Consider the following 26,025-nt stretch of genomic DNA (forward strand, 5'->3'; position numbering starts at 1 on the left):
ATATCAATTGAGTAAGCTAATTTCCTACTTATCAATCGTGCTTATTATTTTAGTCGCAACTTTTCACCCTAAAGTGCTTGAAGACATTATCGGCTTTGATATGTTTGAAAATATTCGCATCATGATACGAGAAATGGAGGCGGGGTTTGATAAATTAACCAGAGCAATACGCTCAGCGACAGACTGACCCTAATACTCTGGCTTTGTCGATTATGGTAGGTCAAACAGTAATGCAATAATGTTTTGGTCGCCATGGTTTTCAAATATCAGCTTGGATTGCGACTCAATACTGGCACCATCACCTGGAGTGAGCTTGGTGGTGTTGACGTTCAACTCTCCCGCTACCTGATGAACGTAGATGTTTCGATTTGGCTCGATGGTGTACGCTAGGTCTGTATTGGGCTTTAACACGAGCTGGCTCAGTGTCATGTCTTGTTTTATCTGCAACGTGCCATCACGGCCATCTGGCGTAGCAATGGTGGTTAATCCACTCTGTTGTCCGAAATCTTTCTGCTGATACCCCGGCTTTTTACCAAACTCATTCGGCTGAATCCATATTTGCAAAAAGCGTAATGGCTCGGAGTTTGAACCGTTGTATTCACTATGGTAGATACCGCTTCCTGCTGACATTAACTGGAACTCTCCTGTCGGTAGAGATTGCACGTTTCCTTCACTGTCTTTGTGCTCAATCGTTCCCTCAAGCACATAACTGATGATTTCCATATCACGATGGCCATGGGTGTCGAAACCTGCGCCAGCCTGCACAATATCATCGTTAATCACACGCAGAGCAGAGAAACCCATATACTCAGGGTCATAGTAACTCCCAAATGAAAAGCTGTGCTTGCTATCTAACCAGCCAAAGTTTGCTTGGCCTCGGTCTTGTGAATGTCTGACAGTGATCATAGTGAATCTCCTTGTTTCTGACTTTTTGCGTTTTACTCGTTGTATTGCTGAGATTCAGTTTAGGTCTAGGATGATGAAGAATGAACGGGAGTAATTAAACATTGATAAACCCCCAGCTCTGCTGGGGTGACTCGCATAGGTTTGACCGTGACAACGGTATGTGTAACTTCTTTGCTCGACCAAAAGTAAAGAGGAAACAACCTATGCGAGACTATAAGAGTCTGTCTCATACTCGATGGGATTGTAAATACCACGTGGTGTTTATCCCGAAGAAAAGACAAAAAATGATTTACGGTGCAATCAGGAAACACTTAGGTGCAACATTTCATGAGTTAGCCAAACGTAAAGGTGTAACGATAGAAGAGGGGCATTTGATGAAAGATCATGTTCATATGTGCATCAGTGTTCCGCCAAAGTATTCTGTATCTAGTGTTGTTGGTTATCTCAAAGGCAAGAGCGCTATATCGATAGCTAAGAAGTTTCGAGGTAGGCAGCGAAACTTTAATGGTGAGCACTTCTGGGCTAGGGGGGATTTTGTATCTATAGTCGGTTTGGATGAAGAGACAGTACTTGAATATATAAGAAATCAAGAACAGGAAGATGAGCACCGTGATCAATTGAAGTTTGGTATCTAGCGCCTTGGGCGCTTACTGAAGCCCTTAGAGGGCGTCATCCAATAAGCCTCCGGCTCCGCCGGAGGTCATTTAACTTGAATAGGTCGGTCAACAATTTTGAAGAACGGCATTGTGAAATATATTTTTGAGTAGGATAGTCAGCAATGATCAAGCCCCGTCAGATAGGCCAAGCTTACGATACGATCACCCATATGTGGCAAAGCGACGATTTTAATCGAGAGAATGGTATTGCGGCTCATAAGCGAGCGCTTGAGTTTGCAAATAGCAAAGGCCGTGCGCTAGATATTGGCTGCGGCTGTACCGGACGGTTTGTCGATCTACTCAAGAGCAATGGTTTTGAACCAGAAGGTCTAGATATCTCGAGCAAGATGATAGTGCTTGCCAAAGAGCGTCATCCGGATGTGACTTTTCATCATCAAGACATATGTGAAGGCAAGCTGCCATCTACGTACGATTTTATTACGGCTTGGGATAGCATCTGGCATATTCCTATAGAGCAACAAGTTCCAGTGTTGACCAAAATCGTAGATAGCCTGAATGCTGGTGGTGTGTTTATCTTTTCATTTGGAGGCACCAATGAGGAAGGAGAACACACTGATGACTTTATGGGGCCAGAGGTTTATTACTCTTCTTTAGGGACAAATGGGTTCTTAAAACTGTTTATGGAGCTTGGTTGTATCATTCGTCATTTAGAGTTTGATCAGCATCCAGAGTTACATACGTATTTGATAGTGGAGAAAGGTCTCTAATAAGCTTGAAAGCTATAAAATGCAAAAAGGTACCAAGTTAGGCGCTCTTACAGCGCAAGAATTTGGTTTCAACCATCAATCTCACTTAACTCGAGCGTTAAAAGCGCACTTTGGCGTGACACAGAAACGGTAGGCGCGTTGATTAAGCCAAGCTTATATGCCACCGCTACTCATTGCGTGCGAGCGCTTTTGGCATAGAGCGAGATTGATACGTAGCGGCCGTCATGGAGTGGCGTTTGTTGAGCGCGAGATATTGTCGGATATCGCGTTACTAGAGAATTTTAATGTTAGTTATCACCAAGCGCCAGCAGACTTTTTTGGTTTCGATACATTGAGTTATGGTATTTCCGATGGCAATGGCGGAACCGCATTCTCAAATGTCTCGGTGAACGTAAATCTTTCTAGTAACGATGCGGTGAGAAACAACTCGGGTAGTGGCTCTTTGGGAGGATGGCTTGTGATGATATTGGCGGTATCCGTTAACTATATCAACCTTGGCAAGGGGAGTGCTGAGTTACAAGCTGATGTTAGTCAATCTCCAGAGGAGCATCACCGTACGGTTGCTAAAGTGACGCCAGCACTTGGCTACGGTATAGGATTGGATGTTGATTATACCTTGTGGGAAAACGACAAGGTGTCGCTCAATGGCATCCGCGGAGCGCTAGCTTGGCGAACGGAGTTTGAGAGTGAATATCAAGGGCAAAAAATTGAATCGACTGAAGATGGTATTGATCCTTATATCGCATTCGCGTTAAAGGAGAAGTTATCTTCAAATGTCATGCTCAGTGCAAAAGTGTCCCGTTATTTTATCCGTCTGTCAGAAGCCATAGGGTACGTTATTACCCTATGGCTTATATTCGTTTTAGTTTAGATATGCATTTAACATCCACAGCAATTTCTCTTGCTCTCGAATGTAATCACCCATTAATGCAGCAGTACCTTCATCATTGGTTTGTGATGCTTGCTCTAGGATCTCGCGTTGACGATGAATCAGCACTGAGAAGCCGTTTACTAATCCGGTTACACATTCTTTGCCTCGGAAGGCGTTTTGGTGCTCTTCGATTTGGCTTTGTTCAAGATAGCGGCTAAACGAGTGATCTGGCGTATGACCAATGGTCAAAATACGCTCCGCTAGTTCATCAATCTTGGTCTGAAGGTCGGTGTAAATTTCTTCAAATTTCACATGAAGTTCAAAGAACTGTTCGCCTTTAATGTTCCAGTGGTAACCGCGAGTGTTCATGTACAACACTTGGTAGTTCGCGAGTAACTGGTTTAGCTCAACTGCGATTGATTGAGATGCGTTTTTATCAAGGCCGATTAAGTTAGTGTTTGTCATAATACTGTCCTCTAGGAAGAGTGAAATCTTGTTTTGTTGGGTTCAGTATATGGTGTTTCTATAGGGCGGGGTAATCGATTGTAAGGATAGTATTGATAGCTTGTGGCTATTAAAAAGAGACCTGATGAGGTCTCTTTTTAGGAATTAGTGGGAAATGATGACCTCTTCATTGGGCACACGATGACGCTCACCGTAGATGCCTTCTCCAGTTCGCACGCCGCAGCTGATGATCATCGTAATCTCATCGTTGTCAGAAATACCGAGCAATGCTTTTGCTCGCTTAGAATCAAACCCTTCCATAGGGCATGTGTCATAGCCTTGTTCTCGCATAGAAAGCATAAAAGTCATAGACGCCAGTGCTGCGCTCTTGTGAAGACACACGCGCACATCTTGCTTGCTGACTTCGCGCACCATAGGTTTATTGCGCCCTAACCAGAAACTATAGAGCTTTCTTACCATACCTCGAATGCCCCATGCGTCATTGTTATAGACCATGGGGATTAACTTGTCGTAGTACTTAAATGCACGCTTTGATGTTTCATCTTCACGATCAGCAAAGTTTGCTCGAACGATGTCGGCGTTCATAGCTGCGCGCTGCTTCCATTTGTTTGGAGTAACGGTCACTACGACCAGTTCATTAGCGGTCTTCGCCGCATTTTGTCCCATACAAATGTCGGCAAGTTTCTGGCGTTTATCTTCACTGATGACACGATGAAACGCCCACATTTGCATGTTACTGCTGTTAGGGCTAAGCGTTGCGTGTTCAAGTGCTCGCTGTACGGCATGATGGTCAAATGCCGCTTCAGCATCGTATTTGCGAACCGAGCGGCGAGAGTTAAGGAGTTGTTCTAGTGAAGAGGCGTTATTCATGGTGATACCTGATGCTTTTAATCGGCACCTTTCTATCAGGTATCACGCCTCTCTACAAGTAACTTGGTGTTGAGTTGGCTTGGGATTATTTTGCAGATGAACAGTTAGCTATCAATTTACCTTTCGGTTTAATACGGCGCAGCTTTGTAAACGAAATCGGGCTCTTTTCTATGATAACCATCAAGATGACCGATCCAATTAAGGTACCAAAGAAAATGAGTAGGTCGGTTGGGACCTTTTCTAGCTTGAGTATGGCAACTAAGTTATTCATATAAATGACGACCAACAGATGAACCACATAGATAGGCAGTACCCACTGCCCGAGCTTTAGCCATACTGGCTGATTGCCGAGCTGTGGTTTGGCTAGCAAGAAAAAGAATAAGCCAGTTGCCCAAATCGCTGTACCCAAAAGAAAATCATTCAAGTGGAATACTTGACCATAACCGTGCAGATAATAAGCCTCAGCAAAGTGAAGCAGCATACCCACAGTAGCAAGTAGCAGGGCACTTGTTGCAGACATAGACCATTCATTGCGACGGGCTTCAAATCCAATGGCGACCATCAAGAAGCTAAAGAAAGGGCCATTTCTAGTAAAGATTGGCGTCGCTACTTCGGTAATTACCCCATAGCTTCCAGCGATAAGTCCGTAGACATAAATAATGACGGCAAAAGGAATGATCAGCTTACGGCATCTATTGTCGACAAACCAAGCAATCATAAACACTGCTATTGCTAGAGATGGAATAAACCATAGATGAACCAATCCACCTTCAAATAAAGAGTTCAGCGGCGATTCCATTAGGTACCGCCAGTATCCTTGTCGCTCCGCTAAATAGCCATGCTCCGCGACGACGCCCAAATTAAAGGGTAGTAGAAGGTGGATGATGCTCCAAACTAGCCAAATGACCATTAACGGCGTGCAGTACTCCTTCGCCGTTTTGTAGGGAGCCTTATTCAGCTTTGGATAGATGAGATAACCGGCAATAAGGAAAAATAGCGGCACAGCAAATCGTGCTGCTTGGTTGGTGATAAAGTTCAACCATGGCTCATCACCGATGTAGCCATAGTCCATAAACAACTGACAGTGGATAGAGATTATAGCCAATAAAGCGATGACTCGAGCTAACTCGAAGCTCGCAATTTTTTCTGTTTTTTTAAAAGCTTGCTGCATATTTTATCGATGGCTCTGCAATGTAATTGGAACCCGAACACATTAACATTTATCTGTTTTACTGATGTGTCCAGAGTCAATAATTTAACGTGCAACAATGAGAATTTTGCAACAATTTGTACTGTGTCATAAATTCATTATGGTGCGCTAAGCTGAGTGTACACTTGCTGCCATTGAGGAGATTGCGCGAGGTCAATGTCTTCAATCTCCACAGTGTTTTGCCAAAGGTTCTGTGTTACTCCTAGCAACTTACGTTATCTCTTTTAAGGTGTAAGTAAAAAATGTTCGAGAAAAGCGACCCATTACTTTGCCTTTTGTTCGGTGTGCCACCTTTTCCCATACGCCTTCGAGTAGTCTGGAGTGTCGATACATTCCGCTAGGTCATCACATGGCTCTAGCGGCCCAACAACTGTCCGATAAGGTAGAATGCCAGCCCAAACAGGGATATCAAGATCTTCTTTGTCGTCATTGACGCCGTGGCGTCCAATTTTCACAGAAGCTTCGTTGAGTTCAATAGCGAGCACTTCTGTGGCAGTCAGCTCTTTCTGGTTACTTAGTCTCACTTGCTCGGTTCTACCCGGGGCAATGTGCTCGATAAAGAAGTTTAGTACTCGATCTTTTTCTTGGTTGTCATCAATGGTCTCAAATTGCCCAAACACAACGGCACTTCGATAGTGAGCACTGTGGTGAAACGCTGACCTCGCTAACACCCAACCGTCAAATAATGTAAAGGTGAGACACGTTTTCTGACCAGATTTTAGCGCTCGAATGAGACGGCTGTTTTTCGCTCCGTGAACGTAAATTCTGTCATCTATACGCCAAGCCAGCATCGGAATGATTATCGGACTGTTGTCTTGGTTTATGGCTATGTGCGCGATAAGTGATTCATCGATAATATCGTAAAGAGCTTGCTCCTCTAGCACGGCTTTGTGAGCCCCTTTTTTGATTTGCGCTCGTTGTGTTTGTGAAAGCATACAGTTTCTCCTCCTTATTCCTTTACAGCCAGATTAAGAATATTTTGGTACTCTGTTTAGGTCCAGAATAAGATAAATGGTGGATCCAGTTTGAGTGCTATTGATTCCAGTGAGTTGACGTTAGAGCTATCGTCTATGACCTCTAGCGGTACAACACTTCAGCAAATCCTTTTTGAGCAAATACGAACACGTATCTTGAAAGGGTTCTGGGCTTCCGGTGTAAAGCTACCTTCTACTCGCACGTTGGCTAGTCAGCTTAAGCTCAGTCGTAACACTGTGATTCAAACCTACGAGCAGCTTGTTGCGGAGGGGTATTTAATTGCGAAACCAAACAGTGGTTTCTATGTTGCAGTGTCGCTCCCAGAGCAATACCTGACAATGGAGCAGGTAGTGCCACCTTCGGAGTCCGGAGACGACAATACGCCCAACAATGGGTTATTTGCGCCTGGGGTTGCTGAACTTGCCTCATTTCCAATGAGCGCTTGGAATCGGTTGTTGCAACGTCATAGCAGTCGTAGTGCGTTACTTGGAAACCAAGATTTACAGGGGCTAGTGACGCTAAGGGAAGCACTCCATCGCTACCTAACAGGAAGTCGAAGTGTTGTCTGCCACCCGAATCAAATCATCGTTACGTCGGGCGCTCAGCAGTCCATTGCAATAGCACTATTAGCAACCCAAAGACTCAAACCTCATCGAGGTTTTTGGGTGGAGTTTCCCGGCTATCGGCAGGTCGTTAAGGTGTTGGATACCTTCAATATCGACTATGACTATGTTGACGTTAAGGCAAACAAGGGGCTCGATATCCAACGGGTACTTAACAGTGATTCCACAGGTATTTACTTAACACCAAGTAACCAATATCCAATGGGCTGTTCTATTCAAACGGAGCAACGCTTGCAGCTTATTGAATGGGCGCAGACCAATCAATCATGGATCATTGAAGATGACTATGACAGCGAATTTCAGTTTGATAGTCGTCCATTTCGAAGTATGCAAGGCTTAGCTGCCGAGAGCGGCAATGCGGACAAAATGATCTACATAGGCTCGATGAGCAAAGTGATGTTTAACTCTCTGCGCATTGGCTATATGGTCGTTCCTCCCCACATGGTTAAATTGTGTTTGGAAATAAAAGATGCGCTGTCTGGAGATACGCCCGCTCTCGTTCAAGCGGCTTTAGCGGATTTTATTAGCGAGGGGGCTTTGGTAAGGCATATTCGTAAGATGCGCCGATTGTATGAACAGAAATACCGCTTAATAAGACATAGTATTCGAGAGTCCTTCGGAGGCGATTGGCAAGTGGTATCGCAAGGGGCGGGTTTGCATGTAACGGTTGAGTGGCAAAGTGGCGTTAATGAAGTTGAGCTGTCGCAGAAAGCGCAGGACGCAGGTATGGTGGTGAGACCGATGCGATTCTACGAACCAGTAGAAAAACAGCGAGAGTTTGGGTCAGTAGTACTAGGGTTTGGTAACGCCCCATTAGAGGCGATACCGGAGAAAACTAAGGCGTTGAGTCAGCTTTACTATTCACTACTGAATGTCACTACTTAATGAGCTTCAACAGTGATTTAAACTGCTCTCCTCGAGCAACCTTCTGCAATTCGAAAAGTGCCATTTCAGTGGAGGTGAGCACAGCACCCTCTTGAGCTAAGCGCTTCAGCGCTAGATCTTTGTTAGTTTGGTTTCGAGAGGAGACTGCATCCGTAACTAGGTGTACCTCATAACCTGCTTGCAATAGATCACAGGCAGTCTGATGAACACAGATATGCGCTTCAATACCCACGAGTAAAACCTGTTTTCTGTCGCTCGCGTTTGTTGCCTCACGTACATTCGCTTCTCCCCAAGCACTAAACACGTCTTTTGCAATCGGAGTTTGATGGCCGAGCTCTCGGCTGATTTCTTCAATCGTCGGTCCGAGTTTATCGGGGATCTGCTCGACCCAGATAATAGGGAGCGCCATTAGATTTGCGGCTTTAGTGAGCGTATTGAGGTTGCTAAACAGTGTCTCTTTGTCGTGCATCAGCTGCGCAAGTTTTCCCTGCACATCTATGATCATTAGTTGCGTGTTGTTTTGTTCTAACATCTAGTTCTCCTGATCTAATATTTGTGCGACAAACCAAGTGCCTGCACTGCAAGAAAGTTAATTTAAAGATAGCTTATTGAATGATAGGTTGTTTTCTAGTGGCTGTAATCCTACTTCAACGCAGATATAGTCAGTCTTTACATTGTAAATCAAAAAAGCCCAACATTTGTTGAGTGAGCTCTCTTGGTAGGCGGGTGGATGCTAAGCGAGATTAACCGTGTGGTTGTTCTACTCCTTTCGCATAGCTAACAATTTGCTTGTCTGAGTTTGGTTTGTACATGCGAAGGATACCTGTCCAACCTTCTTCTACATCAATATTGTTGATTGCCTGCTCGCCACAGTTGAAGTTTACGGTGTAAGAGCCGTCTTTGTTAGCCTTCAACTCATCTTTACGACTCGATAGCGCGAATTCTTCAGTATGAACATACGCATCTGAACCATAGGTCGTGATGGAGAAGAAACCGTTCTGACCAAGTGGTGGCGCGTCAAAGTTCATAGTCTGACACTGGCCAGAGCGGTCTTCCGCTAGCAGTACTTTGTAGTAGGCATGTTCACTTGGTAGCCCACCGAAGCCCATAGATGTCAAACCTAGTGCATGGAACTGATCTACCTTACGTGGGGCTAGGTGCTGCTCTGGTTTCAGTGTCTTGCCATCAGGAGCGCCCATTGCCTTGGTAAAATCCAATTGCAGCACATTTGCTTCTAGTGCTAGGCGAACCTCCTCTCTAGCAAACTGATCAAACCCTTTAGGTGTATAGAGCTCAGCTGACGACGCTGTGCCTTTGATCATATCTTGCTTAAGGTTGCCCTCTTTAATGTCGGCTGGACTATTGGATGCAACTTGAGTTCGCGCAATGACCCAAACGTGTTGTCCTGAAGACAGCATATCAGGCGTGATCGTCACCTTGTTTTGTCCCTCCGATGCATAAAGTACAGCAACAGTACGATGCTGTTCATCAATCACTTGAAGTGCCTGATAGCTGTCTAGGATTGGCAGTTCAAAAGTCACACCACCTTTTGTGTCCCAAATTGACTTTGAATACAGTGTGTCTCGGTTCTGTCTAACCACGGTTTGTGTCTCCATCGTCAACAGTTGTCGATCGTGGGTGAAGTGGTTGATGCCAGATTTCTCTTGTTGCTCGAAGAAGTACTTATCTGATTCCGCAGCGATGAAGTTGTCTTTGCTGACGTTGGTTGTGCCACCATTTTCAAGCTGCAAAGCGGTTGGTTGCCCCTTCTTCGGTAAGTGGTCACCAAGGTCATGTGCCATGGTCGTGGTTGCAAATAGAGAAGCGGTAATCGTTGCCAAAATAGTCAGTTTTTTCATCTTAGATAGCCTTATTTCAAGTTTGAAGTGCTTGCAGTGATTAAGCTCAAGCAGGGTGTCGACTTCATTCCTTGGGTCTGTGGCTATAGTAGGGCGTTAATATTATATTTTGAAATTATGATTTTTAATTGCTGATATGCATAAAGTGAATATCAATGGCCAGTTGAGGTGCGAAGGATGTAGGCTTTAGTTAAGAGAGGCTACGATTGGGTTGAACAATACCTTTAGCAGTTGTTAATAGTTTTATGGGAAAGGAAGAGTGACAGATTGTAGTCTAGAGTTTTAACACCAATAGAAAACAACAAGGAAGTAGAATGAAGTCGTTACAGCAATGGTTAGATGCATACGGAGAAAGCCACCAGAACCGCACCAACAGAAAAATACACAAAGTTGCCGTTCCCGGTATCTATTTATCGATCGTGGGACTCATATGGTGCATTCCTCATGTATCTCTTGCCGGTATCGCCATTAACTGGGTTTGGCTGGTTATGCTCCCTGTGATGTTTTTCTACTTTAGGTTATCTCGCTCGGTGTTTATTCAAATGTTGCTGTTTACGTTAGCTTGCTTAGCCGTAATCACGTTTGCGGATAGGTTTGGTGTATCGATTCTCAACCTGTCGATAGGCTTGTTTGTCGTGCTATGGATAATGCAATTCGTTGGACACAAAATCGAAGGCAAAAAGCCCTCGTTTTTCGATGATATCCAATTTCTTCTCATTGGCCCTATTTGGGTTTTCAGGCAAAAATAAACCCCTCTGCAGTTATATATAGTAACTAAGAAGGGGTTTAAGTGTTTCTATGAGACATACCAGTCATAAATGGTGGTTAGAATAAGCTGCCATTCATTGAAAGGTGGACAAAGATACTAGCGGCATAACCAATGGCGATAACAGGCATCCACTTTAAGTGGCCAAAAAAGGTGTATTTGCCGTGTGCCGCCCCCATTAAAGCAACGCCGGCTGCACTGCCAACAGAGAGCAGGCTACCACCAACCCCAGCGGTAAGGGTGACTAACAACCAGTTCCCCATCGAGAGCTCTGGGCTCATAGTCAATACTGCAAACATGACCGGGATGTTATCGACGATAGCAGACAGAATACCCACCATCACATTCGCCCAGATAGGATCCCATTGGGTATACATGATCTCTGAGACGACGCTGAGATAACCGAGCAAGCTTAAACCACCAACACACATGACTACCCCATAGAAGAACAGCAGTGTGTCCCACTCTGCGTGAGATACACGTCTGAATACATCAAATGGAACGATAGAACCAAGTGCTTTCAGTGCCGCTTCATCATTGTTGGCAATGGCGATTGCTTTCTTCTTAGCGATAGACTTTGGTAAGGTTTTGCGAAGGAAAAAACCAAAGAACTGGAGGTAGGCCAAGCCCATCATCATTCCCATTACTGGCGGAAAATGAAGCACTGCATGGAATGCTACGGCGGTCGCGATGGTGAGAATAAACAGCCCAACAATCCTAAACGCTCCCCGTTTCAGTTCAACGTGCGTATGAACAGCATCAGGTTTTGTCTTGGGCACAAAGAACGACATGATGACAGCAGGTACTAAGTAGTTAACGACCGAAGGCACAAACAGTGGCATAAACTCAGAGAATGCTACATGACCTGCCTGCCAAACCATCAAGGTAGTAATATCTCCAAATGGACTAAATGCACCGCCAGCGTTAGCCGCGACAACAATGTTGATACAGGCAATGTTAACGAACTTAAGGTTGCTGCCACCTACCTTCATAACGACGGCGCACATCAATAGTGCTGTGGTTAGGTTATCGGCAATGGGAGAGATAAAGAACGAAAGTATCCCGGTTATCCAGAATAGCGAGCGGAAATCAAAGCCTTTACCCACCATCCAAGATTGCAGAGCATCGAAAAGTCTCCGCTCTTCCATGGCTGATATATAGGTCATGGCGACTAGTAGAAACAATAAGAGCTCGGCGTACTCAAGCAGGTTGTGTTCTAGTGCGGACTTAGCGACCTCAATTTGTCCCATGTCTTTGTAAACAAAGCCAATGAGTATCCAGATAAGACCGGCAGCAAGTAGGACAGGTTTTGATTTTCTGAGTTTTAAATACTCCTCCATCATGACGAGTGTGTAGGCGATACCAAAAATCAGTAATGAGGCGTAGCCCACGGTGGATTGGGTAAAGTTAAAAGCATCGTGTGATGCCCCAGAGGAAGCGAAACTAGAGGTGGCGAAAAAAAGGGATAGTAAAAGGGTCGGCCACCGACTTATTTTCTTCATGTTTTGATCCTTCAAAAGCTAAAAAATCAGGCGCTAACAATTGCGATACGTTATTTTAATGGTATTTCAACATCTTCGTTGTGAGCTGACTCGAATCTGCTACATCGCGTACGGCTATTTTTTGTTAATGGTTCCATCTTTTGACATGGCTTGATTAGCGCCTAATCTAAATAGAAGGTGTTAAGCAAGCTTCAAAAGGAAGTGTCCAGCACCGCATACTATTCACTCTGGTCAAGGAGGATTTATGTGGAAAATAGCGTCAAGCGCATTTGCGCTGTTAGTCGTTCTGTTTGTGTCGGTAACAGCAAGTGCCCAAGCATCAAAGGATGTATTTGTCTGCGATAGCGCAAACAAATCACAGCTGCCATTTCCAGTTCTTGAGAGTGAGTGCCCAATTGGCGAAGGTTTGTGGGGGAATACTCAACCTGACGAAGCGGACCAATCTTTTTGGATTCAGTGTGGCTTTGTAAAGTCGGGTAGTTTGAGGTATGTACCTGCAAACTTGGCTAAACAAGAGCTTGCGAAACTGCGTTCGACACAAACCTATAAAGACGCTTTTATTCGCTCGACGTCAACCAAGCTGTCCACAAACGAGACCCAGCAAGTTGCTAAAACATCGCCATCATCTGATACCGAAGCCGTGAGCACAGTACTTGCGTCAACGCCCTATATGATTGCGGGGCAGCATAGTCACCAAGCTTGTTTGTGTTATTTTTAGCCTAGTGACTCATAAGCGGTCTCTAGTAGGCGCTAATACCAAACGGCTTGAGTTTTTTAGGCAAAACACTGTCTAGGTTGTCGATATCTTCTGGGAACACTTCTATGAGGGGCAGGTCATGCTCTTCGTATAGTGCGCGCGTTGATTCAATGGTTTTTGAGTCAATTGGTCCGTTATCAGAGCCCCAGTATTGCAGATAAAGTTTGCCTTGAGGAAGATAGAAATCGCTCACGACATCTTGCTCAATGGGCAGTTGTCTTTGATAAGCGTGAACGACGCCCGCCATATATAACCAATTATCAATGAGCAATTCGCCTTTGGACTGGACATAATGCCCATCGAGCGTTCTGTGTTTCGCGGCGAATTTCTGTCGAAAACTTGAGAAAGATTTCTCTGTGGAGTGCGATTCTGCATCCGCACCTTTAAATTCAAGTACACTCTGCTTGAGCCTATGGTTACGAGCTACAGCAGGATGCCATACCGCAAATTGAGTGGTGCTTTGTTTGTCACGACGTTGCTGAGCACCAGCTCTCAACCCCTGCATGGTTACAACCCAGTCGGACTCTTGTCGTTGGATCCAGCCAAGTTCACTGAGCAGCAAGTTGATCTTCTTCGCTGGAAGGTCAAAGCGCTCTCCGAGCTGCGTTGCTGTCAGCAATTTGTCGCTTTTAAGTGATTCATCCAACACCAGTTTGCTAGGCCAAACAATAAAACGACCATACTTGTCACTTTCTCTGTACTCGCCACCAAAGCGCGCACCCAAATCGGTTAATAACCAATTTGAATCATGCCAAATGATGTACCCAACCTGTTTTAGCTCATTAAAAAGCGCTTTAGGTTCGAGTTGCCTCTGCTTTGCGAGGGCTGAGGTGGAAAGTTTATCGTGCATAGTCGTCTTACTTTTTCTTTGCTTATCGTAAATGAGTTTGCAGGAAACTATTTAAACTGTGGTTACGAACCCGCTTCCATCAGATTGAGTAGTTTACTGGCTGCATCTTTAGGTGACGCTGCGTGAGTGATAGCAGAAACAATGGCGACTCCGTGAACACCTGTTGACGCAACATCAGTGAGGTTTGCTTCATTGATACCGCCAATGGCAACGACCGGCAGCGCTGTTTTCTTTAGAGCTTCAATCAAGCCATTAAGGCCCCAATGCGTCTGGGTGTTGGTCTTAGTTGGGGTAGCGAAAATGGCACTGAGCCCGATGTAATCGATGGGTAGCGATTTCGCTTCTTCCAGCTGAGCTTCACTCTCGATAGACAAGCCTAAAATACGATCATCGCCAATAAGCTTGCGTGCTAGAGCGACCGGCATATCCGTTTGACCTAAGTGAACCCCCTCAGCTTCAACCGCTAATGCTACGTCCACTCGATCGTTGATAATGAGTGGAACTCCGGTGCCTGCTAACACTTGCTTCACGGCATTGGCTTTGCTGATGAAGGTGCGAATATCATGGTGTTTTTCTCGAAGCTGAACCATGGTGACGCCTCCCTCAACGGCTTGTTTCACCACTTGAAGGAGTGTGTCTATGTCTTGGTTCTCATCCGTTACTAAATAGAGTCGGTAAGGATTCGGTGTCATGATCTCTGTTAGCACTCGCGAAGGTTAAGGCGAGATTCAATGTCCTGTGCAGTAATCTGGTAAAGACTATCAAGGAGGTTCATTTGCAAAGAGCCGGGTCCTTGCGATTTTTCAGCAGCGATTTCGCCGGCGATACTAAATATCGTCGCTGCTGCAACACCACTTTTCTCACCAATTGCGGCAAATGCGCCAGTAACGGCAGAGAGTGAGCATCCCATGCCTGTTACGTATGGCATCATCTCATGACCATTGTTTAGGGCGACAGTACTTTCTTTGGTGACGATGTAGTCGGTTTCACCAGAGACAACGACGCTGCAAGCATAGCCGTCGACTAAGGCACGAGCTGCACTTAGCGCGGCTTCGCTGGCATCGAGTGCATCAACGCCTTTGTTCTGCGATTTCTCACCTGCCATCGCGATGATTTCGGACGCGTTACCACGAATAATAAGATTATCTGCAAGTTCAGCCAGCTGGCGAGCCGTCGAGGTGCGCAGTTTGGTCGCGCCGCAGCCCACAGGGTCTAGAATCACGGGCTTGTTGTTCTCATTGGCTTGCTCAACGGCAAAGAACATTCCCGGGCGCCATACGCTGTCGAGAGTCCCAATATTAATCACGAGTGCACCAGCAAACGACATCATCTCAGCCATTTCTTGCTTTGAGTGAGACATGATTGGTGAGGCGCCAACGGCTAATAATGCGTTGGCGGTGTTATTCATGACCACGAAGTTAGTGATATTCACTACCAGCGGTTTTTGTTCGCGGACTTTGTTTAGGGCACTGACGATTTGTTGTTTATTCATTCTATTCTCCAAAGGCTCATTCGAGCTTTTTCAGGCATATAATCATTGTACTGGGATATAAAAATAGCGCTAGCCGAGGTTAGGCTAGCACTGGTCTGTGATGCTTTTATATAAGAGTTTGCTGAGAGACTAGATCAACTGATACAGAGAAAGTACCAGAATACCGAGAGTACAAGTTACGGTAGATAGCACAGTGGTCAATGCGATGATATTGGCAGCAAGTATCGAATTGCCGCCCATTGAACGCGCCATCACATAGCTAGCAGCAGCAACAGGGGAGGCATTCATAAAGAACAGGATCCCTAATTCAATACCACGAAATCCGACTAAGAAAGCGGCGAGTGTAATAGTAAGTGGCGCCAGTACCAGCTTATAGCCACTCGCAATCCAAGTAGGAGCTTGCTCTTTCTTCATAGAGCTTAGGTCTAACGAGCCGCCTGTACAGAGGAGCGCGAGTGGCAGTGTCATCGTGGCGAAGTAGTTGCCCGCATCCACAACGATAGTCGGAACAGGAATTGATAGCAGGTAAACAACTAATCCCGACAAAATCGCAATGATCAACGGGTTTTTGGTGAGTGTGGTGAGCATGATTCTGCCCGCAGATGTGCCTGACTCAGCCCCTTTGGGGGTTAAACATATAACGGCTTGAACATTATAGATAAAGGTCGTTATTGCAACATACAAAGCCGCCAGCGCAATGCCTCGCTCACCGTAGGCGTTGGCAACGTAAGCGATACCTATGATGCCAGTATTGGCTCTAAATGCGCCTTGAATAATCACACCTCGGTCAGCGGATCTCTTGAATAAAGTACCGACAGAGAGGTAACTGAATAAGAAGAATGAGACACTAGCAATGACGCCAAAGGTGAGAAATTGTTTGGCTGAGGAAAAATCGTGTTCTGACGTCACTATGCTCAAAAACAGCATAGTAGGGAGTGTGACTTTAAAGACGAGTTTAGATGCCACCTCAATAAAATTATCGTTGATAAGTCCAATACGTTTGAAGACGACGCCGAGAATAATCAGCAAACAAATAGGACCGGTAATAGAAAGCGAAAACAACAACTGTTCCATCAATAGATCCATGATTTGCTTCCATATTGTTAGGGGATAGTAACTGGATGATTATTTCATACCTTGTCATGCAAATAAACGCACATTGCAAAATAGAACGACCGTGCTAAATTGATACCATAGAGAAGAAATCTATGATGGTGGTTATGGGTAAAGGTCGGCTAACAAAAGATCATATTTTGATGAAGGCATTTGAAATAGCGAGCAGAGATGGGCTAGAAAGTCTCACCATAGGTGAGCTAGCTAAGCAATGCAATATGTCGAAGAGTGGTCTGTTCGCTCACTTTAACTCCAAAGTCAATCTGCAGGTTGCGGTTGTCGAGCACGCGGATACAACGTTTCAAGCTAGGGTGGTCTCTCCAGTACGTGAGCAGAATCATGAGATGGCGAGGCAAAAACTCAAGCACCTTATCGACAATTGGATGAGCTGGAATCATTCATTCCAAGGCAGTTGCATGTTTATCGATGCGTGGCGAGATAGCCAGCAAGACGAACTTCAGCAAGCACTGAGGAAAGCGATCCACCGTTGGATCCATTATTTGACGATACAAATACAAAAGGGTATCGATAGCGGTGAATTCAGTTCGACACTCGATCCACAACAAGCTGCGTTTGAGCTCTATGGGCATTACCTAAGTGCTCACGTTTTCTACTCGCTGGTGGGCGAGCAAGAGAGCAGTCAGCGATTTTGGACCAGTGTAGACACTTCCATGCAATCTTGGTCGATATCTCAATAACTCTTTTATATGGAACGGCAGAGTAAAACGCCAACTTAAAAAAGCACGGTCGTTCTAATGTATGCTCAATAATAAAACTATCCGAGGATGACGAGGATAAAAAGGACAGTCAGTCATGAGTGATAAAATCTACTTCAATACATCGAAGAAATTCAGTTTTAAGAAAAAAATGGTGAACCTGACCACTCGAGCTCACCATAAACTTGCGCCAAACCATGCAAAACGTACCGCGAAGAAATTGCTTCTAACACCAGTTCGTTCAAAACCGAAGAATGCAGAGCCGAAAGGTTTAATTATCTCGGAAGTGAGTACCTCAGAGGGTGTGCTCAAGACCTATCGCTTAGGCACAGGACCGGTTTGGTTACTTACCCATGGCTGGTCAGGTACCGCGAGCCAATTTTTTCCGCTTATGGAACATATTGCCAGCAAAGGCTATACGGCTCTTGCGTATGATCATCCTGCTCACGGACAAAGTGAAGGTGCATACGGGCACATCCCAGCCTTCGTTGGTGGCTTAGAAGGGCTCCTCGATAGTGAAGAGGACGTAGCAGGTCTAGTCGGACATAGTATGGGGACGGCAGCTGCGATTGAATGTAAGCATGCCAAACTTCAAGACAAGCCACTTCTGCTTATTGCTCCTGTGCTTGATTATCTTGATAACCTGTTTGGTAGTGTCGCGCGTTCAGGGTATTCGATGCGACTATTTGAGGCGGTCGTTGATGATATTCAATCCCAATATCACTACCCAATCACCTCGATTGACCCATACAACAAGCTAGGTCGCCGCAGTACACCAACGATCATCGTACATGATGAAAAAGACCGATTTACCAAATTCTCAGTGTCCCAAAAAGCCGCACAGGAAATGCCGCTGGTCACGCTTATCACAACACAGGGACAGGGACACGGTCGAGTCATGCACAGTGATGAAGCGAAGGCGGCGTTTGACATGCTAACGTCATCATCTTCAACGATTTGATCAAAGTTATGTTTATGTATCCACAATGTTGATGTGGTTAACGAATTGATGTATTTGCATTATGTAAATGGTTGGGTATGTGGGATCATAGTTTGGTTCCACTTACGTCCATACTGAGTGTTGGGCTTTTATCTCAATACACAATTACTACATCGAGTTAAAACCCACGGTAGTTTGCCTACTTTCAGTTGCTTAGTGATGTTTGTGGTTTCTAGGGCGCTCTTCTTGAGCTAGCCCCTCAAGGGAGCAGCCGCCCATTGATTAAAGGAAGCCATAATAATGAATAGAAACGATAGTGTCCCCTTACCCTCCAATACCCGAGAATGGTTTTTTAACCGTAATAGCTTAATCATTCTTGCTGATATTGTTCTGTTTTACGTGCTCTATACGACTCTACCTTTTGAATCAAATGTCGTACTTGGCATCAGTATATTGACCTTTATCGCGGTGCTTTGGCTTACCGAAGCCTTGCACGTGACAGTCACGGCAGTTCTGGTGCCTGTCATCGCGGTATTGTTCAATGTTTTTGATACTCAAACGGCGCTGAACAACTTTGCTAACTCGATAATTTTCTTGTTTCTTGGTGGGTTTGCTTTAGCTGCCGCTATGCATAGGCAAGGGTTAGACAAAGTGGTTGCCGACAAAGTGCTGGTCTTGGCTAAAGGGCGTATGAGTGTCGCCGTGTTTATGCTTTTCGGCGTGACTGCATTGCTGTCGATGTGGATCAGTAATACCGCAACCGCAGCTATGATGTTACCTCTTGTGCTTGGTGTGCTGAGTAAAGTGAATGAAGAAAGTGGTCACAACACTTATGTGTTCGTATTGCTTGGTATTGCCTACAGCGCCAGTATCGGTGGTATCGCGACGATGGTCGGCAGCCCTCCAAATGCGATTGCTGCGGCCGAGATTGGTATGACATTCACGGATTGGATGGCATTTGGCTTGCCGACTGCGTTTATCCTGTTACCGATTGCATTGGCTGTGCTGTTTTTTGTACTTAAACCAAAACTCGACGGTGAATTTGAAATCAGTCATGAGCCTGTAAATTGGGACAAAGGTAAAATCGTTACTTTACTGATTTTCGCTTTGACCGTGTTCTTCTGGATCTTTAGTAAGCCAATCAACGCCATGTTAGGTGGCTATGCGAAGTTCGATACTATTGTGGCATTGTGTGCGATTGTCGCCGTTAACTTTGCCCGCGTGGTTCATTGGAAGGACATTGAGAAAACCGCTGACTGGGGTGTATTACTGTTATTTGGTGGCGGTATCTGTTTAAGCAATGTGCTGAAAGCGACAGGGACGAGTGTGTTCTTGGCGAATGAGCTCAGCGAACTGATTTCTCAGTTTAGTATGCTGTTTATTATCTTGGTGATTGTTGCTTTCGTTGTCTTCCTAACAGAGTTTGCAAGTAATACGGCCAGTGCTGCGCTGCTTATTCCTGTCTTTGCCAGCGTTGCCGAAGCCTTTGGTATGTCTCCAGTGATCTTGTCGGTGCTTATCGCTGTTGCGGCGTCATGTGCCTTCATGTTGCCTGTTGCTACACCACCTAACGCAATTGTGTTTGCTTCAGGTCATATTAAGCAGCAAGAAATGATGCGAATTGGTATTCTGCTCAACATTGCCTGTATTGGTGCCTTGACCCTGATTGCGGTGACGTTCTGGGCCTAGCTAGTTTCAGTTGAATGTTAGCCTTAGTTGAGCACTTCCAATGAAAACGCCCCTATTCCGATGGAGTAGGGGCGTTGTTGTGAGTTTGAGTCACTAAATTTTTGCAACTAAGCAATTGAGCTTATCAAAGATGATCTCGGCTCCCAATTTGGAGAGGTGGATCCCGTCGTTTTGATACAAATCGCTGTACCCATTTTGCTGGGCATAGGTTTCAAACGCTTGGTAGGCATCGACGATCTCAATGCCTGTCTCCCCATGACCGTACATCATTTTAAGTTTTTTGCTGTGCACGTTACTCAATGTCTCTACAGACTGTCTTAAACGTTCTACGTTGCTTGGCTGGTTGCCAAACATCGGAAGCGCGCCTACTGGGTCTATGGCACTGGTGACAACAAGGATAGGTTTTATACCATGGTGCTGAGCCTGAGCAATCATGCTATTGAGATTGCTAGCCACAACGCTAATATCGATGCCCCAGTTGAGATCGTTCAATCCACCAAATAACACAACAACGTCAGGTTTTGCTTCTAATACTTGTGATTTGAATCGAGACAGCATTCCCGTTGTCGTGTCACCGGGTACACCACAGTTGGTAAATGAAAAGTTCGGGTACTCGCTCGTTAATTGACATGACCAGTTTTCACCTTTAGCAAGACCCCAGCCAGCCGTGAGGCTATCACCGAGTAATACGATGTTTTTCATAATTGTTCTCTTAAGATCGAAAAAGCCGCTCAATAGGAGCGGCTTGGTAATTTTTGAGCGATTAGTTTTTGCTAATGTAGTCTTTAAAGCGCGCTTTAGTTTCTACGTCCGCTTTGTTGTACCAGAATATCAGCATCTCTTCCGCCGTGTTGTCACCAGCGGCTGGAGCGGTTGCAGGTAGCGTGGTTGGCTGTGCAGCGGTCGTTGCTGCAGCTGTTGTGGCCGTTGTCGTGACAGCCGCTGTTGTTGCCAGAGTAAGTGCAGCTACACCGCCTTTGCGGTTGTAGTCATCAGCTTCACGGTTATAGTCGCGACCAATTTGCATACCATCTTTGATAAGTTTGTCTTCAACCACAGAGACAACTTGGCCGTTCTTATCAGTGAGTGACCACTCTAAGTTATCGATGTTTTTCTGCGCTTGGCGTGCATCTCGATACGTTGGGACATTGAGGGTCAATTCAGCATCAGTTGCTTCAAAGCGGGCAATGATGGCTTTGCTAGAAATCACTTTTCTTTCATCTCGATTCACATCAAAGAAAGGTTCATATTTAAACACGATTTGATTGACACCATCGGGTAGCGTGGCTGTTGCACCAGATGAGAAAAATCCGCTTGAGTTTGTGGTTGGGTCGCCTGCATTGACAGAAAGAAGATCAACATTGTCAGGTATTTTGATGGTCACGTCAGCCATCGCAAGGCTACTACAACCGACGAGTAGTGCAGCAGCAATCAGATTGGATGCTTTCATTTTTATTTCCCTAGCAGAATATGTGAATCATGGTGTGTTCAAGCGAACTCAAGCTGTTTACGTTGAGGTTAGCTCAGATTTCGGTGTTTAGCTTGCCTAGGTTAGCGACACTTTGCAATCTTGTGATGCACGGGTTGGCTGAATTTCGTTAAAAACTGACATTGGTTTGGTTTATTCGGTGCTTTATTGTGTTGTTAGTTTATAAAAATCGCTAATTCTCTGTTTATGTTGTGAATATAAAGTAATTCAACCAAATAAAGGAAACCAATATTTTCTAAAATGCAACAGGTGACCTAGCTAAGAGGCGATGAAAATTGTTAACGAAACCGAACAATGCAACGTCAATTTAAATTGCTTGGCTGTTGATGAGTACTATATATAAATCGAATAGGTTGGCTTGGCGATGAAAATTGAATCTAGTAGCATCGCCCCCAAGCGAGAATCGCTCAACGAGCACTGAATGACCCAGTACAGCAGATGGGTTAAATGAATGGAATCTCAGTGCGATTGTAGTCAACCCTATTGTACTTAAAGAGATTTCATTTGAAGATGTCAAAACGTCCTTTGTCTTTGATCTTGGCTGCGCTGTGCTCGGCTTCTCCTGCCATGGCACAAGACTCACCTGCCACCGAACAGCAGAAGCCTCAAGCCAAATCAGCTCTAGTCGATCCTGAAGAACCAACCAAGGCTGAAGAAACATCAGAAGCGCTACCCGATAGAAAATTTGCTGCTTTCCCTGTTCCAATTACCGATGATGCGCTAGGCGTAGGCCTAGGCGTAAACGCGATGTACATCCACGATCGTGAAGAAGGTGCGACCAATCCATCGACCAGTATGTTCTATGGTCAATATACAGATTCAGACAGTGGTATGGCCATCATTGGTCACGAGCACGTGTTTGCCTATGATGCGTGGCGAGCGGGCTTTTATGCTGGACACTTCAGTCTAAACCTTAAATACACGGGGCGTATCGGTGCTCAGCTTCCGAAAGCCGCCCAATACGCGTCATATTCCAATTTTGTCTATGGTGAAGTTCGTAAGCAAATTGTCGATGATTTGTATTTCGGCGTTCAAGGACTGTGGAGTGGCGGCAATGCAGAGCTCAACGAAAAAACCGATCCTGCGATCAAGAAAGCATTTGAACAAGAAATGAGTGGCAGCAACCACGCCATTGGTTTTCTTATGACCTATGACTCAAGAGATAACATGATGGGGGCGACAGAAGGTCTCAATGTCGATCTGAGTACACTTCACTACTCAAAAGATAAACGCACCGGCAAGCCATTTCATCGTTTAGACGCTGAGGTTAGCCAGTATTTCCCAATTGGTGACGATGTCTTAGCGTATCGAGTGATTGGTAAGGAAATGCTGGGTGATGCACCGGAGTATGAGTTTGTGACGCCTGATTTACGTGGTGCGGACTGGAATAAGTATCGAGGCAGCTCAGTCTATCAAGCTGAAGTGGAGTATCGCCACAAGTTTTCTACTTTGTGGAGCGGTGTCGCTTTTGCTGGAGCCGCAGTGGTGCGCAACGAAGACCGCCAGTTTGCAAACTCAGTTAAGTCAGAAGTGATCCCGTCAGCAGGTATTGGTGTCAGGTATTTACTTAATGCCAAAGAGCGATTTACTGTAGGTGTCGATGCTGCGGTATCTAAAATGGGTAACACTAGCTTCTATATTCGATTTGGTGAAGCGTTCTAAACACGCTTGAACTACCAATTTGGCACTTACAAATAACCATTGCGAATGAGTGGCTTGTGGTCATTTGCCATGCTTATAACTAGGTGCAATTTATGTGCTATTGTTTTACGATGGTACGCTTATCAATTAATTAATCAAAGGGTTGAGTATGCTGAATATTGAACAGCTGGTGGCATTCGTCGCTGCGGCAGAGCAAGGTTCATTTTCTGCGGCCGCGAGGCATCTTGGTAAGAGTCAAAGCTCCGTCAGTATTGGAGTGAATAACCTTGAGCTCGATTTAGGCATTACGCTTTTCGATAGAAGCACAAAATATCCTAAGCTTACCCCGCAAGGTGAGCGCATGTTGGCACAAGCGAAAGTGTTGTTGCGTCAGGCTGAGCGGATCCGCAATTACTCCAAAGCCAGTGTGGACAGCGTCGAAGATACCCTGAAAATTGCCATTGACCCGCTGTTGCCATTCTCTTTGCTGGATTCGGCGATTGAGAAAATGTCGCAGCGTTTTCCTTTCACTCAAGTGGATGTATCACGTTTGAGTGCTCACCATCTGACTAACGCTATTATCAATGATGACGTGGAACTCGGCTTTAACTTGGCGGCGGATGCCGTGCCAGAAGGCGTGGACTTTATCTCCATTGCGAATATTGAGTGGGTGTGTATCTGCAGCCCAGATTCCATTTTTGCCGATATGCAGCAAGTCAGCAATGAAACCTTGCTTGGTGAAAGACAAATCGTTTGTCGCAGTATGATGCAGAACAAAGTCCTCAAGGCTCAAGGCGCATTCTCACAAGATATCTGGCAAGCCGATGATCAAGAGGATGTGATTAAGCTGGTGGAGCAGGGTATTGGTTGGGCAATCGTGCCTAGAGACTACATCGTCGAAAAGCAAGCCATGGGCACCCTGATCGACTTTAGGCCTGAGTTCCAGCGTTATGAGATGCTTAACTCCGCAGATGTCCTTTGGAAGTCAAATACACGCTTGGGTCCTGCGGCTAAATATCTTTGTGAAATGCTTGGCGTTTTTTAAGCGTAAAGCTTAGGTCATTGACTCAGAATAAACAAAAAACCTCGCTTTCTGAACGGCGAGGTTTTTTGTGGTTGATGGATTTAAGCTCTAAGTTCGTTTGGATACAGATACACAGAGTTTCGCCCTTGAAGCTTTGCCTGTTGAAGATTTTTAAGACCGAGACTGAGCGTACCATCCGCCGATCCCTCTATGGGTGTCGCTCCTATAGAGACGGTATTGACGATGTCATCTTGAACATTAACCAGTGGGCTTTTTTCGACAAGCTGCCTTAACCACTCGAGTTGCTTTTGCGCATCTAGTGAGTCATTGGCGCCAAATAGCAAACCAAAATGACCACTGTTGGAGCGTGCCAAGCAGCGCGATTGAGGTTTAGGGAAGCTTCTTTTCACAATGCTAGCAACATGCTTGATCACTTTATCACCAATGTCGCTGCCATAACGGTCATTGATCGCAGTTAAGCCACATACATCGATCACTGCATAAAATAGTGACTCACTATCGCTCGCTTTCGTCAGTTCTTGGCGCATATGATGCTCGTTTTCTAGATCAGTGAGGGGGTCATTCATTGCCACTTGTTTGCTTAGCAATAGGTTCGCCAACGCCACTTCAGAAAAGTCACGTATAGCGCGCATGAGTCCTTCGAAAGCATAGAAAACACTTTTGACATAAATGACCCCTATCAAGCGATCGTGGTGATAGAGTGGAAGGGCGTAGTGTCGTCCACTTATCTGCAGTTGCTTCGCGAGGGGATCGTGCTCGTTGCTGTAAAGGTAGTTAATGCCACGGGACTTAAAATACGCTGGCAACTTGTCGAGTTGATAGCTGGCTTTGGTATTGCCGTGATAATCGATAGTATTGAATTGGTTTGCCTTTTCATCGTACAAGCAAAATTGGACGCCACCGTGGTAGGTAAATCGATCAAAGATATGTTTCAAGTCTTGCTTAAAGGCAGCCATGTTTGTCGCTAGAGTCAGTTGAGACAGTCCTTGATTAAGCTGGAAAGTGATGTAGTTAACCGATATCACTAAAAACAGCAGCGCGAAAACGACGATGGCCGTGAGAGAAATCTGGTAAGACGTAAACAGGATATCAGTTTGACTGGTGCCGGACATGACGACCCAACCAATTGGGTTTCGAGCATCGAAAACACTTTTCTTTAGTTCACCATTATAAAAGTAGTCATAGCTGCCACGCGTTCTCCCTGCATCAATCTGCTCTTTTAAACCACCTTGATAGCTAATCGAAGAGGTACCAATGCGGTTTGGGTTGGGATGAAATACCAATTTCCCCGTCCTACTATCAATAACAAAGACATAGCCACTATTCAGTGTTTTTAGGTTCGATAGATATTGCGTGGTGTGCTGGACATCCACTTCAAACCACACTTCGATTGGGCTGTGATACTGAACCTGCTTGATGGCAAATACCCAAAACCCATCGGATTTCTGATACAAGGTTGAGACGGCGTATTGTCGGGTAAATCCATCAAAAGTATGCCACTCAATATTATTTTTGCTGTTTGCAGTGAGTCGGTCATCATTAAAATTGGCGTATTGATCCGCTTGCCGGTCATAAACCGCAACGCTTTTGTACAAATAACTGTTGGCAAGTATTTGGTTGGCAAGAGGTGCAAAGTTAGCTGTACCGACTTGCTCTTGCAACAGATCTACCTTTGCAAAAGTCGCTTCGATTTGCGACCAGATTAAGGCCGTCGCTACCTTTACATTATCTTGAGATTGAGATTTAGCCAGCGATTGAGAGCGCAGATAGTGCTGATAGGACAGGTAAATAAGTACCGCAATTAACACAAAAGTGAGCGGTTTAAACAGGCGGAGCAACAGCTTAGGTAACGACATAACATATAAAACAAATTGAACACTACCTCATTACTATCACTGATTATGGGTAGCTTTTAAAGGTTTAATTGGTTTATCAATAACTCAGATCAATTCAAACGAAAAAAGAGCTCAATAAGTG

At 45.2% G+C, this 26,025-nt stretch carries 27 protein-coding genes; 12 read left to right on the top strand and 15 right to left on the bottom strand.

Features of this window, described 5'->3' with window-relative positions:
- The first annotated feature begins 7 nt into the window (after positions 1-7).
- On the top strand, positions 8-187 hold the full coding sequence (locus ACJB0T_RS05150; RefSeq protein WP_479292445.1) for a hypothetical protein: 180 nt from the start codon (positions 8-10) through the stop codon (positions 185-187).
- 23 nt (positions 188-210) lie between these two features.
- On the opposite strand, the gene ACJB0T_RS05155 is transcribed toward ACJB0T_RS05150, so the two are convergent.
- Positions 211-906: a pirin family protein gene (locus ACJB0T_RS05155; RefSeq protein ID WP_479292447.1), complete on the bottom strand. Its 696-nt coding sequence runs from the start codon at positions 904-906 to the stop codon at positions 211-213.
- Positions 907-1,109: 203 nt separating this feature from the next.
- On the opposite strand from ACJB0T_RS05155, the gene tnpA reads away from it, so the two are divergent.
- The 3 genes from tnpA to ACJB0T_RS05170 all read left to right on the top strand — a co-directional run bounded on the left by tnpA (position 1,110) and on the right by ACJB0T_RS05170 (position 3,161).
- The gene (tnpA, locus tag ACJB0T_RS05160; protein ID WP_479292449.1) at positions 1,110-1,541 is read left to right on the top strand and encodes an IS200/IS605 family transposase; all 432 of its coding nucleotides are present in this window, start codon (positions 1,110-1,112) and stop codon (positions 1,539-1,541) included.
- A gap of 146 nt (positions 1,542-1,687) precedes the next feature.
- The gene (locus ACJB0T_RS05165; protein ID WP_479294514.1) at positions 1,688-2,290 is read left to right on the top strand and encodes a class I SAM-dependent DNA methyltransferase; all 603 of its coding nucleotides are present in this window, start codon (positions 1,688-1,690) and stop codon (positions 2,288-2,290) included.
- 157 nt (positions 2,291-2,447) lie between these two features.
- Complete coding sequence (locus tag ACJB0T_RS05170) at positions 2,448-3,161, top strand: hypothetical protein (protein ID WP_479292451.1); 714 nt, start codon at positions 2,448-2,450, stop codon at positions 3,159-3,161.
- On the opposite strand, the gene ACJB0T_RS05175 is transcribed toward ACJB0T_RS05170, so the two are convergent.
- From ACJB0T_RS05175 to ACJB0T_RS05190, 4 genes are all read right to left on the bottom strand, one after another.
- The gene (locus tag ACJB0T_RS05175) at positions 3,153-3,626 is read right to left on the bottom strand and encodes a Dps family protein (protein ID WP_479292453.1); all 474 of its coding nucleotides are present in this window, start codon (positions 3,624-3,626) and stop codon (positions 3,153-3,155) included. The genes ACJB0T_RS05170 and ACJB0T_RS05175 overlap by 9 nt on opposite strands.
- Before the next feature lie 144 nt (positions 3,627-3,770).
- Complete coding sequence (locus ACJB0T_RS05180; RefSeq protein ID WP_479292455.1) at positions 3,771-4,496, bottom strand: nitroreductase family protein; 726 nt, start codon at positions 4,494-4,496, stop codon at positions 3,771-3,773.
- An 85-nt stretch (positions 4,497-4,581) separates the two neighbouring features.
- Entirely contained in the window at positions 4,582-5,667 is a 1,086-nt protein-coding gene (locus ACJB0T_RS05185; protein WP_479292457.1) for an acyltransferase, read from the bottom strand.
- Between the two features lie 302 nt (positions 5,668-5,969).
- Positions 5,970-6,641, bottom strand: coding sequence for a pyridoxamine 5'-phosphate oxidase family protein (locus ACJB0T_RS05190; protein WP_479292459.1), 672 nt, complete (start codon positions 6,639-6,641; stop codon positions 5,970-5,972).
- A gap of 90 nt (positions 6,642-6,731) precedes the next feature.
- Between ACJB0T_RS05190 and pdxR the strand changes: the two genes are divergently transcribed.
- Positions 6,732-8,189: a MocR-like pyridoxine biosynthesis transcription factor PdxR gene (gene pdxR / locus ACJB0T_RS05195; protein ID WP_479292461.1), complete on the top strand. Its 1,458-nt coding sequence runs from the start codon at positions 6,732-6,734 to the stop codon at positions 8,187-8,189.
- Here the strand turns inward: pdxR and ACJB0T_RS05200 are convergent.
- Together ACJB0T_RS05200 and ACJB0T_RS05205 are read right to left on the bottom strand one after the other, a co-directional pair.
- Entirely contained in the window at positions 8,182-8,721 is a 540-nt protein-coding gene (locus ACJB0T_RS05200; protein ID WP_479292462.1) for a hydrolase, read from the bottom strand. The two genes, pdxR and ACJB0T_RS05200, sit on opposite strands and share 8 nt — an antisense overlap.
- Before the next feature lie 211 nt (positions 8,722-8,932).
- Complete coding sequence (locus ACJB0T_RS05205; protein WP_479292463.1) at positions 8,933-10,048, bottom strand: DUF1254 domain-containing protein; 1,116 nt, start codon at positions 10,046-10,048, stop codon at positions 8,933-8,935.
- Positions 10,049-10,362: 314 nt separating this feature from the next.
- On the opposite strand from ACJB0T_RS05205, the gene ACJB0T_RS05210 reads away from it, so the two are divergent.
- Positions 10,363-10,797, top strand: coding sequence for an Mpo1 family 2-hydroxy fatty acid dioxygenase (locus ACJB0T_RS05210; protein WP_479292465.1), 435 nt, complete (start codon positions 10,363-10,365; stop codon positions 10,795-10,797).
- A gap of 76 nt (positions 10,798-10,873) precedes the next feature.
- Here the strand turns inward: ACJB0T_RS05210 and nhaD are convergent, their stop codons facing one another.
- Entirely contained in the window at positions 10,874-12,316 is a 1,443-nt protein-coding gene (nhaD, locus tag ACJB0T_RS05215) for a sodium:proton antiporter NhaD (protein WP_479292466.1), read from the bottom strand.
- A 244-nt stretch (positions 12,317-12,560) separates the two neighbouring features.
- On the opposite strand from nhaD, the gene ACJB0T_RS05220 reads away from it, so the two are divergent.
- Positions 12,561-13,034, top strand: a complete 474-nt coding sequence (locus tag ACJB0T_RS05220) for a hypothetical protein (RefSeq protein WP_479292467.1) — start codon at positions 12,561-12,563, stop codon at positions 13,032-13,034.
- 22 nt (positions 13,035-13,056) lie between these two features.
- Here ACJB0T_RS05220 and ACJB0T_RS05225 read toward each other — a convergent pair whose 3' ends face one another.
- From ACJB0T_RS05225 to ACJB0T_RS05240, 4 genes are all read right to left on the bottom strand, one after another.
- Positions 13,057-13,923: a glycerol kinase gene (locus ACJB0T_RS05225; RefSeq protein WP_479292468.1), complete on the bottom strand. Its 867-nt coding sequence runs from the start codon at positions 13,921-13,923 to the stop codon at positions 13,057-13,059.
- Between the two features lie 62 nt (positions 13,924-13,985).
- Entirely contained in the window at positions 13,986-14,615 is a 630-nt protein-coding gene (gene thiE / locus ACJB0T_RS05230) for a thiamine phosphate synthase (RefSeq protein WP_479292470.1), read from the bottom strand.
- Positions 14,616-14,623: 8 nt separating this feature from the next.
- Positions 14,624-15,415, bottom strand: coding sequence for a hydroxyethylthiazole kinase (thiM, locus tag ACJB0T_RS05235; RefSeq protein WP_479292471.1), 792 nt, complete (start codon positions 15,413-15,415; stop codon positions 14,624-14,626).
- Positions 15,416-15,544: 129 nt separating this feature from the next.
- Positions 15,545-16,501: an AEC family transporter gene (locus tag ACJB0T_RS05240; RefSeq protein ID WP_479292473.1), complete on the bottom strand. Its 957-nt coding sequence runs from the start codon at positions 16,499-16,501 to the stop codon at positions 15,545-15,547.
- A gap of 134 nt (positions 16,502-16,635) precedes the next feature.
- Between ACJB0T_RS05240 and ACJB0T_RS05245 the strand changes: the two genes are divergently transcribed.
- From ACJB0T_RS05245 to ACJB0T_RS05255, 3 genes are all read left to right on the top strand, one after another.
- Positions 16,636-17,226 carry a TetR/AcrR family transcriptional regulator gene (locus ACJB0T_RS05245; protein WP_479294516.1) on the top strand — a complete coding sequence of 197 codons (591 nt, stop codon included), beginning with the start codon at positions 16,636-16,638 and terminating at the stop codon, positions 17,224-17,226.
- Between the two features lie 115 nt (positions 17,227-17,341).
- The gene (locus tag ACJB0T_RS05250; RefSeq protein ID WP_479292475.1) at positions 17,342-18,205 is read left to right on the top strand and encodes an alpha/beta fold hydrolase; all 864 of its coding nucleotides are present in this window, start codon (positions 17,342-17,344) and stop codon (positions 18,203-18,205) included.
- A gap of 279 nt (positions 18,206-18,484) precedes the next feature.
- The gene (locus ACJB0T_RS05255; protein WP_479292477.1) at positions 18,485-19,873 is read left to right on the top strand and encodes an SLC13 family permease; all 1,389 of its coding nucleotides are present in this window, start codon (positions 18,485-18,487) and stop codon (positions 19,871-19,873) included.
- A 93-nt stretch (positions 19,874-19,966) separates the two neighbouring features.
- Here the strand turns inward: ACJB0T_RS05255 and ACJB0T_RS05260 are convergent, their stop codons facing one another.
- Entirely contained in the window at positions 19,967-20,575 is a 609-nt protein-coding gene (locus tag ACJB0T_RS05260; protein WP_479292479.1) for a GDSL-type esterase/lipase family protein, read from the bottom strand.
- Positions 20,576-20,636: 61 nt separating this feature from the next.
- The gene (locus ACJB0T_RS05265; protein WP_479292481.1) at positions 20,637-21,323 is read right to left on the bottom strand and encodes a DUF2057 family protein; all 687 of its coding nucleotides are present in this window, start codon (positions 21,321-21,323) and stop codon (positions 20,637-20,639) included.
- Positions 21,324-21,866: 543 nt separating this feature from the next.
- Here ACJB0T_RS05265 and ACJB0T_RS05270 point away from each other — a divergent pair.
- Positions 21,867-23,024: a BamA/TamA family outer membrane protein gene (locus ACJB0T_RS05270; RefSeq protein WP_479292483.1), complete on the top strand. Its 1,158-nt coding sequence runs from the start codon at positions 21,867-21,869 to the stop codon at positions 23,022-23,024.
- 148 nt (positions 23,025-23,172) lie between these two features.
- On the top strand, positions 23,173-24,048 hold the full coding sequence (locus ACJB0T_RS05275; RefSeq protein WP_479292485.1) for a LysR family transcriptional regulator: 876 nt from the start codon (positions 23,173-23,175) through the stop codon (positions 24,046-24,048).
- Between the two features lie 80 nt (positions 24,049-24,128).
- Here ACJB0T_RS05275 and ACJB0T_RS05280 read toward each other — a convergent pair whose 3' ends face one another.
- Positions 24,129-25,904: a sensor domain-containing diguanylate cyclase gene (locus ACJB0T_RS05280; protein ID WP_479292487.1), complete on the bottom strand. Its 1,776-nt coding sequence runs from the start codon at positions 25,902-25,904 to the stop codon at positions 24,129-24,131.
- Positions 25,905-26,025 lie beyond the last annotated feature (121 nt).

This window comes from Vibrio sp. CB1-5, from assembly GCF_059412285.1.